Raw genomic sequence first — 9,041 nt, forward strand, 5'->3', positions numbered from 1 at the left:
CCCGGGGCGGGGCGGGGCAGATCGGTGCAGGGGCGTACGTGCGGCAGGGGTCAGCCGCGGCGGGTGCGGGCGAAGTTCCAGGCGTCCGTCACGATGCCCGTGAGGTCCGAGCGGGTCGGGGTCCAGCCGAGCCGCTCGCGGGCCGTGCGGGCGGAGGCGACGAGGAAGGCCGGATCTCCCGTCCGGCGCGGAGCCACCACCTCGGGAATCTCCCTCCCGGTGACCTTGCGGACCGTCTCGATGACCTCGCGGACCGAGAACCCGCTGCCGTTGCCGAGGTTGCACACCAGGTGCTCTCCCCCGGCGGCGGCCCGCAGCGCGGCCAGGTGGGCCTCGGCCAGGTCGGCGACGTGGATGTAGTCCCGTACGCAGGTGCCGTCCGGGGTCGGGTAGTCCTCGCCGAACACCGAGATCGACTCCCGCTCGCCCAGGGCCACTTGCAGCACCAGCGGGATCAGGTGGGTCTCCGGGTCGTGCAGCTCGCCGAACCGCCCGTAGGCGCCGGCCACGTTGAAGTAGCGCAGCGAGACCGCCGCGAGGCCGTGCGCCGCGCACTCCCCCGCGATCATGTGGTCGACGGCCAGCTTCGAGGCCCCGTACGGGTTGGTGGGGGCGGTCACCGAGGACTCGGTCAGCGGCCCGTCGCCGGGCTCCCCGTAGGTCGCCGCGGTGGAGGAGAACACCAGTCGGCGCACGCCCGCGCCGCGCATCGCGGCCAGCAGGGCCAGGGTGCCGCCGACGTTGTTCTCCCAGTACTTGCCCGGGTTCACCACGGACTCGCCGACCTGCGAGGAGGCCGCGAAGTGCAGCACCCCGTCGTAGGAGGGGTCCAGGTGTTCGGCGGCGTCCTGGATGCGGCCCTCGATGAACGCGGCGCCGGCCGGCACCCCGGAACGGAAGCCGGTGGAGAGGTCGTCGAGGACGGTGACCTCGTGGCCCGCCTCCAGCAGATGGGCCGCGACCACGCCGCCCACGTATCCGGCTCCGCCGGTGACCAAGTACTTGGAGGACTTCGAAGCCTTAGAGGAATTGGAAGAGTTGGAAGCCTTGGAAGACGCCGTCTCGCTCACGTGCCTACTGCCTCTCGCCGGGGAAAGCACGCACCGTGCGCGTGCTGCCCACCGGCATACCGGAATCCGCGCCGCCGGGGAAATCCCCGGCCCCGATCAGAGCCGGACACCCCCGGACGGCGGCAGTCCGGCCCGGTCGAGCAGGCCGGTACGGGCGGCCAGCGCGGCCGCCTCCAGCCGCGAGCCCACGCCCAGCTTCATCAGCACCCGCTGGACGTGCGTGCGCGCGGTGCTCGGCGCGATGGCCATGCCGGCGGCGATCAGCCGGGTGTCCTCGCCCTCGGCGACCCGGACCAGCACCTCCACCTCGCGGGGGGTGAGGAGCCGCAGCAGCCGGCTGCCCTCGTCGTCGGGCTGGGCCGCGGGGTTGAGCAGCTCCGCGAAGGCCCCCTGCAACAGCTGTGGCGCGATGGCCACTTCACCCGCCCGGGCCTTGGCCAGGGCCCGCTCCACGCCCTCGATGCGCTCGTCGTGGCGCACGTACCCCGAGGCGCCCGCCGCGAAGGCGGCCGCGATCCCGCGCGGGCTCGGCACCGGCCCCAGGACGACCACCGCGATCTGCGGACGCTCCCGCTTGATCCGGACGATCGGCTCGAAGACCCCGGGCTCGGCGGGCGTGGCGGTGCCGAAGAGGCAGACCTCCGGGGCGCGGCTGATGACCAGTTCGGCGGCGCCCGCGGCCGGGGCCGCCGCGGCCAGTACCCGGTGTCCGCGCAGTTTCAGGGCCGAGGCGAGCGCCTCGGCCAGCAGCCGGTGCTCGTCGACCACCATGACCCGTACGCCCATTGAGGCACCCACCCCCGCCCTTCTGACCCGGCAAGCTACACGCTTGTTCGACGACGCGGTGGGGTTACCGCGCAGAAGCCCCCGGAAGGGCGGATCTTCCGGGGGCTTCGGCTGGATCGGGCGTGCGCCCGCGACGGCTCAGCCGGTGGTGAAGGAGACGAAGCTGTAGTACGGGTCGGTGGACACGGTGGACTTGGTCATGACCGCCGTGCGGGAGATGAACAGCTTCCCGTTCTGGTAGCGGTACTCCGCGCTCTCCGGCAGGAACTGGGTCTCGGCGCGCTGCGATTCCTTGGTCGCCGGGTTCTGCATGAGCAGGGTCTCCTTCATCGTCTTGCCGTCGATGGAGACGACCTGGCCGCCGCCGTCGTACGGCGGGGACTTGTGGGCGATGAGGTTGGAGCCGTCCATGCGCAGCGGGTAGACGGTGTAGCGCTCGCCGGCGTCGGCGCGGTCGGCGGTCAGCTTGCCGGTCTCCAGGTCGAAGGAGACGATCTCGTTGGTGCGGCCGGAGTCGGTCGTGCCCTTGTGCTCCTCGGTCGGCAGGTAGAGCTTGCCGTTGCCGACGACCATGTTGGTGCAGTCCTCGACCTCGGTGCCGCCGCACTCGGGGTTGTAGTTGCCCGAGGTGAGCGGGATGCGCGTCTTCAGCTGGCCCGCGTCGTCGAGGACGAAGAGGTCGCTGACGCCGGTGGCGTTCTTGGCGGTGTCATTGACGTCCGCCGCGACGATCAGCGGCTTGGTGGAGACGATCTGGGCGAACTCCAGGCCCGCGGCCAGCTTGTACTGGTACTTCTGCGCGCCGGTGACCGGGTCGAGGGCCTGGGCGTACATGGTGTAGCCCGAGCCCCGGCCGCAGCGGCGGATCACGGCGAGGGCCGGGCCGCCGGCGTAGCCGAGGTCGCTGCAGTTGTCGGCGTTGACCTTGGGCGTCCACAGGACCTTGCCGTCGGCGAGGTTCCAGGCGGCGCCGCCGTACAGGCCGCCCGCGGCCACGGTCTGGCCGCTGAGGGTGACCTCCTCGAACTCGATCGGCTTGTCGCCGCCGCCCTCGGCCTTGGTCTGGGCCTTCCACAGGAGCTTGCCGGTGTTCAGGTCGATGACGCCGACCTGGTTGCAGCGCGGGTACTTCTTGTCGGCCGACGGCAGGGCCTCGTCGAAGAGGACCGCCGTCTTGTTGTCCGAGACCCAGCGGCTCGCGCCGCAGACGTTGGCGCCGAGCGGGACCTCCCACTTCTTGGCGCCGTCGGCCACGTTGTAGCCGACGATCTTGCCCATGTCGGACTTGGCGTAGGTGGTGTCGGTGAGCCAGGAGCCGGGGATCTGGACGATCTCGGCGGACTCCGGCATCGGGACGTTGACCAGCGTCTTCGACTTGGTCTTGGCGGGCACCTTCTCGGTGCCGCCGCCGCCCGGGGCCTTGTCGCCGCCGGCGCCGGGGCTCGCGCTGCCGTCGGCCACGGGCTGGTCGCCGGAGCCCTCGTCGTCGCCTGAGACGTACCAGAAGCCGCCGCCGACGATGAGGACGATGGCCAGGAGGGCCGCGCCGACGATCATCAGCTGGGTGCGGACGTCGTTGCCGCCGCCACCGCCGCCGGCGGGCACCGCCGGGCTCTGGGCCGCGTACATCGGCGCGGTGACGGGCTGGGGCTGCTGCGGGTAGCCGTAGGACTCCTGCGGATAGCCGTACGAGGGCTGTCCGGCGGGCTGCCCGGCCGGGACCGTCGGCGGCTGCGCCGGGGGCGGCGGCGGGGGGCCGGCCGGCATGGCCGGGGGCACCGGCGGGGGCCCGCCGAAACCGCCGGGGGGCTGGTCCGCGGGCTTGCCGAAACCGCCCGGCGGCGGGTCCTGCGGCGCACCGAACCCGCCGGACGGCGGCTGGCTGGGGGGCGGCGGGGTACTCATCGGTGCTACTGCCTCTCGGTGGGCGGCTCGGCGGACTGTTCGGCGCGCTGTTCGGCGGGCTGTTCTGCGGGCTGCTCGTTCGCTGCGGGGCGGCCGCTCACTTGCCGAAGACCATCAGGAACTTCTCGCTCTTGTTCTGGGCCTGCAGATGGGAGGCGGAGACGAACAGCCTGCCGTCCACGTAGTCCACGTTCGGGGAGAGGAAGGAGCTCTCCACCGGGGCCGCGGCGCCGGACGGGTTGCGCAGGACCGCGGTGGGCGTGCCCCCGGCGGCCGGGATCGTGAGGACCTCGCCGCCCTTGTCGTTCTCCGCCTCGCGGTAGACGACGACCTGGCCGCCCGCCGCCTTCAGCGGGGTGAGGGTGCGTCCCTCGCCGGCCGGGGTGCGCCACTTGACCTTGCCGGTGCCGAGGTCGAAGGCGACGATCTCGTTCGGCTTGCCGATGTCGGCCTTCGTGGGCAGGTAGAGCGTGTTCGCGTCCACGTAGGAGGAACCGCAGCTCTGGATCGAGTGGTTGAAGAGGCCGCCGCAGCCGACCGGGAAGCTGCCGTCGCCGGAGACGGTGGTGCGCTGCTTGCCGTCGGGTCCGAGGACCACGATGGAGCGCTCCTTGCCCTCGCTGTTGCCGAGGTCGAGGACGATCGGGTCGAGCGAGTAGACGTTCTTGACGTCGAAGCCCTTGGGGAGCTTGTAGATCCAGGTGTTCTTGCCCGTGGTCGGGTCGGCGTCCATGACCTGGACGGTCTTGTCGGCGTCCTGGCAGGTCGCGACGGAGAGCATCTTCCCGTTCAGGGCGACGAACTCGGTGGGCCGGCAGCCCTCGTCCCGCTTGTTGTCGAAGAGCTTGTCCCCGGTGCTGACCTTGAACGCGCTGCTCGTGCCCATCCGGTTGACCACGAGGGAGTCACCGGTGAGGGCGAGGTCGGGGGCGGTCATGATGTCGAAGAGGCCTTCCTTCGGCACCTCCTTCGACCATCCCTCCTTGCCGGCCTTCAGGTCGATCATCCGCATCATGTTGCAGTCGGCGCCGCTGGCCTCGCCGTTCTTGTACAGGACCACGGTCTTGCCGTCCGCGGTCATGTCGGTGACCCCGCAGATCTCGGTGGGGAGGGCGAGGGTCCACTTCTCCTTGCCGTCCTTGACCCCGTAGCCGACGACCGACTTCCAGAGGCTTTTGACGACGGTGTCCCCGACGATCCACTGGCCCTGGGAGTCGACGCCCGAGCCGGGGCCGTCGATCTTGCGGCTCTTGAACCACAGGACCTTGCTCTCGCCCTGCTTGCGGCCGGCGTTGAGGTCCTGTTCCTCCTCGCCGCCGTTGCCGCTGCCGTCGCCCTTGTCCACGGAGGCCGAGGGCGAGGCCTTGTCGTCGGCGGGCGGCGTGGTGTCCTGCCCGACCACCTTGTCGGACTTGTCCTTGCCGTCGAAGAGCAGGAAGTAGCCGCCGGTGCCCAGGACGAGCACGCCGGCGACGGCGGCCGCGATCAGCACGGCGAGCTTCTTCTTCGGCCCGGCGGGCGGCTCCGGCGGCATGCCGGGCATGCCGGGGGCGCCGGGGGGCATGTGCGGGGGCTGCGGCGGGAAACCGTAGCCCCCGGGCGGCTGCTGGCCGTACGGGCCCTGCGGCTGCTGCCCGTAGGGACCCGGCGGCGGACCCTGCTGCGCGTACGGGTTCTCGCCCTGTGGCGGGAATCCGTAACCGGGCTGCGGCGGCCCGGGCAGGTGCCCGTAACCGGAAGGGTTCGGCGGCTGGGGCGGCGGCTGGGGCGGCTCGGTCATCAGCGCATACCTTCGGCTTCGGGTGTGGGAGGAAGCCCTTTCTATCACTGCTTGCGCGCACGGGACGGGCCGGTCCAACCCCTGTTCCCAAGGGAGAACCGGCCCGTGATGCCGCCGTTATCGGCCAGTTGGGGCCCGCGGGCCCCGCAGGCTACGCGTCCTCGGCGAGCTCCAGCCAGCGCATCTCCAACTCGTCCCGGCCCGAGATGAGTTCCCTCAGTTCGGCGTCGAGCTTGGCGACCTTGTCGAAGTCGGTGGAGTTCTCGGCGATCTGGGCGTGCAGGCTGCTCTCGCGGTCCGTCATCTTGTTGAGCTGCCGCTCGATCTTCTGCAGCTCCTTCTTCGCGGCGCGCGCGTCCCCGGAGGCGGAGGACTTTCCGGCGGTGGCCGCGGCGGGCGCCGGAGCGGCCGCGTCGATCATCTTCTGGCGGCGCTCCAGGTACTCGTCGAGGCCGCGCGGCAGCATCCGCAGGCTCGCGTCGCCCAGCAGGGCCATGACCGTGTCGGTGGTGCGCTCGATGAAGAACCGGTCGTGCGAGATCACGATCATCGACCCGGGCCAGCCGTCGAGGAGGTCCTCCAGCTGGGTCAGGGTCTCGATGTCGAGGTCGTTGGTGGGCTCGTCGAGGAAGAGGACGTTGGGCTCGTCCATCAGCAGGCGCAGGATCTGCAGCCGGCGCCGCTCACCACCGGAGAGGTCGCCGACGGGCGTCCACTGCTTCTCCTTGGTGAAGCCGAACTGCTCGCACAGCTGCCCGGCCGTCATCTCGCGGCCCTGGCCGAGGTCCACCCGGTCGCGCACGCGCTGGACGGCCTCCAGGACCCGCAGGGACGGGTCGAGTTCGCCGACCTCCTGGGAGAGGTAGGCCAGCTTGACGGTCTTGCCGACGGTCACCGTGCCGGCGGCCGGCTGGACCTCGCCCTGGGTGCGGGCGGCCTCGCCGAGGGCGCGCAGCAGGGAGGTCTTGCCGGCGCCGTTGACGCCGACGAGGCCGACGCGGTCGCCGGGGCCCAGGTGCCAGGTGAGGTGCTTGAGGAGGGTCTTGGGGCCGGCCTGGACGGTCACGTCCTCCAGGTCGAACACCGTCTTGCCGAGGCGGGCGTTGGCGAACTTCATCAGTGCGGACTTGTCGCGCGGCGGCGGCACGTCGGCGATCAGCTCGTTGGCGGCCTCGATGCGGTAGCGCGGCTTGGAGGTACGGGCCGGGGCGCCGCGGCGCAGCCAGGCGAGCTCCTTGCGCATCAGGTTCTGCCGCTTGGACTCCTCCGTGGCGGCGATGCGGTCGCGCTCGGCGCGGGCGAAGACGTAGTCGCTGTAGCCGCCCTCGTACTCGTGGACGTCACCGCGCTGCACGTCCCACATGCGGGTGCAGACCTGGTCGAGGAACCACCGGTCGTGGGTGACGCAGACGAGTGCGGAGCGGCGTTCCTGGAGGTGCTTGGCCAGCCAGGAGATGCCCTCGACGTCCAGGTGGTTGGTGGGCTCGTCGAGTACGAGGAGGTCCTGGTCGGCGATGAGCAGCTGGGCCAGCGCGATGCGGCGGCGCTCACCGCCGGACAGCGGGCCGATGACCGTGTCGAGGCCCTGCCCGAAGCCGGGCAGGTCGAGCCCGCCGAACAGGCCGGTCAGGACGTCGCGGATCTTGGCGTTGCCGGCCCACTCGTGGTCGGCCATGTCCCCGATGATCTCGTGGCGGACGGTGGCCTTGGGGTCGAGGGAGTCGTGCTGGGTGAGCACGCCCATGTGCAGGCCGCTGTTCTGGGTGACCCGGCCGCTGTCGGGCTCCTCCAGCTTGGCGAGCATGCGGATGAGGGTGGTCTTGCCGTCGCCGTTGCGGCCTACGACACCGATCCGGTCCCCCTCGGATACGCCGAGGGAGATGCCGTCGAGCAGGGTACGGGTTCCGTACACCTTGCTGACTGCCTCGACATTGACCAGGTTGACGGCCATCAGGAGCGCTCCAGGGAAGGGGTGTGGATCAGCCCCTCAGCCTAACCCTCCGCGAAGTGCCGGACCGTTCCACCAGAAGCCAGCCGCCCAGCGCCATGCCGATCGCGGCGGGCGCGGTCACCGGGAGCGCGATCAGGGTGGCGCTGTGGCCTTCCAGGAGCCCGCCGAGACCGGTCGTGGACAGCCCGAGGACGCCGAGGAGGCACAGGGCGGTGCCGAGGGCGGCGCGGGGGCCGGAGCCGGGGTCCGCGGTGTTCCCGGTGTGCGCGGAGGGTGCCTCGAAGCGCCGGAAGACCGCGACGAGCACGCCGGTCAGCGCTGCTGCGGCAAGGAACCGGACCGGGACCTGGGCCCACCAGGCCGCCCCGGCGGGCTCGGGCAGGGCGATGCCCAGGCCGAGCTGGGCGGCGTACACGGCGAGCATCGCGGTGAGGTGCCAGAGGAAGGCCGTCATGGCGACCCCGTTGGCGGCGACCACCCGGCGCCAGACCCGGGGCCGGGCCAGCCATGCCGCGGCGGGGGCCCTGAGCAGCTCCACGGCGCCCACGAGCCAGATCCCGTGCGCGAGCAGGGCGAGGGTGGGCGGGGCCATGTTGGAGACCTTCTCCCCCGGCATCCCGACCATGGACAGCGGGTACGGCCCGTACGCCACCAGCGCCACGGCCCCCGCGAGCCCGGCGGCGGCGAGGACGCCGGGGCGGCGGAGCCTCCCGTCGGCGCGCAGGAAGCCCAGCTGGTGGACGGCCAGCCAGACGAAGGCGAAGTTCAGGAACTCGGCGTACGGGACACCGCCCGCGAAGCGCAGCAGGTCCACGGCGGCGGCGGCCGCGGCCAGCGCCCCGAAGGCGGCCCAGCCGTAGCGCTCGTGCAGCTTCAGCAGGGGCGGGGTCAGGGCGACCATCGCGAGGTAGATCCCGATGAACCACAGCGGCTGCGTGACCAGCCGGAACGCCGCCCCGGACAGCCGCCCGCCGCCCGCGCCGAGCAGCTGCGCGGTGAGGGCCGCGGCGGTCCAGACGGCCACGAACACGAGGGTCGGCCGCAGCAGGCGGCGCAGCCGGGCCCGCACGAAGGCGGCGTAGACGGGGCCCTCGGTGCGGCGCGCGAGGGAACGATAGGACAGGGCGTGCGAGAACCCTCCGACGAAGAAGAACACCGGCATCACCTGGAGCGCCCAGGTGAGCACCTGGAGCGGCGGCACCACGGCGAGCAGATTCCCTATGCCGTCGGTGCCGACGGCGGCCATCAGCCAGTGCCCGGCGATGACGGTCCCGAGCGAGGCGACCCGGAGCAGGTCGACGTATCGGTCCCGCGTGGCGGGGGTGACTGCGGCGATGTCGCTTGCGCTGGCTCCCATGCCCCTACGCTCCCGCGGGGGCCCGCCGGGCAACAGGGCGCGGGTACTCAGTCCCCCCCTAGGTACCCGGAGCCCGCTGCGCGGGGCGAAGTCCCCTACCCGCCCTTCGCCCGTTCCCCGGGCTGCGCCCGGACCCCCTGGGGCTCCGCCCCGGACCCCGCTCCTCAAACGCCGGAGGGGCTGGATATACCC

At 72.0% G+C, this 9,041-nt stretch carries 6 protein-coding genes; all 6 read right to left on the minus strand.

Annotated elements, in window-relative coordinates; all coding sequences use genetic code 11:
- Positions 1 to 50: 50 nt before the first annotated feature.
- The 6 genes from galE to ACFWNV_RS17930 all read right to left on the minus strand — a co-directional run bounded on the left by galE (position 51) and on the right by ACFWNV_RS17930 (position 8,849).
- The gene (gene galE / locus ACFWNV_RS17905; RefSeq protein WP_383947452.1) at positions 51 to 998 is read right to left on the minus strand and encodes a UDP-glucose 4-epimerase GalE; all 948 of its coding nucleotides are present in this window, start codon (positions 996 to 998) and stop codon (positions 51 to 53) included.
- 168 nt (positions 999 to 1,166) lie between these two features.
- A complete protein-coding gene (locus ACFWNV_RS17910; RefSeq protein ID WP_383947454.1) occupies positions 1,167 to 1,856 on the minus strand; it encodes a response regulator transcription factor in 690 nt (229 codons plus the stop codon).
- 138 nt (positions 1,857 to 1,994) lie between these two features.
- A complete protein-coding gene (locus tag ACFWNV_RS17915) occupies positions 1,995 to 3,761 on the minus strand; it encodes a PQQ-binding-like beta-propeller repeat protein (protein WP_383947436.1) in 1,767 nt (588 codons plus the stop codon).
- Positions 3,762 to 3,858: 97 nt separating this feature from the next.
- Positions 3,859 to 5,541: a PQQ-binding-like beta-propeller repeat protein gene (locus ACFWNV_RS17920; protein ID WP_383947440.1), complete on the minus strand. Its 1,683-nt coding sequence runs from the start codon at positions 5,539 to 5,541 to the stop codon at positions 3,859 to 3,861.
- Between the two features lie 151 nt (positions 5,542 to 5,692).
- Positions 5,693 to 7,492: an ABC-F family ATP-binding cassette domain-containing protein gene (locus ACFWNV_RS17925; protein ID WP_383947443.1), complete on the minus strand. Its 1,800-nt coding sequence runs from the start codon at positions 7,490 to 7,492 to the stop codon at positions 5,693 to 5,695.
- 28 nt (positions 7,493 to 7,520) lie between these two features.
- Positions 7,521 to 8,849, minus strand: a complete 1,329-nt coding sequence (locus ACFWNV_RS17930) for an acyltransferase (protein ID WP_383947446.1) — start codon at positions 8,847 to 8,849, stop codon at positions 7,521 to 7,523.
- Positions 8,850 to 9,041: the final 192 nt, after the last annotated feature.

The organism is Streptomyces sp. NPDC058401 (assembly GCF_042722885.1).
Taxonomy (GTDB): Bacteria; Actinomycetota; Actinomycetes; order Streptomycetales; family Streptomycetaceae; genus Streptomyces.

Bases quoted from the DNA above. Each gene is read 5' to 3' on its own strand.
- ACFWNV_RS17925 (WP_383947443.1), bottom strand. From the start codon at position 7,492: ATGGCCGTCAACCTGGTCAATGTCGAGGCAGTCAGCAAGGTGTACGGA.
- ACFWNV_RS17910 (WP_383947454.1), bottom strand. From the start codon at position 1,856: ATGGGCGTACGGGTCATGGTGGTCGACGAGCACCGGCTGCTGGCCGAG.
- ACFWNV_RS17920 (WP_383947440.1), bottom strand. From the start codon at position 5,541: ATGACCGAGCCGCCCCAGCCGCCGCCCCAGCCGCCGAACCCTTCCGGT.
- ACFWNV_RS17930 (WP_383947446.1), bottom strand. From the start codon at position 8,849: ATGGGAGCCAGCGCAAGCGACATCGCCGCAGTCACCCCCGCCACGCGG.
- ACFWNV_RS17915 (WP_383947436.1), bottom strand. From the start codon at position 3,761: ATGAGTACCCCGCCGCCCCCCAGCCAGCCGCCGTCCGGCGGGTTCGGT.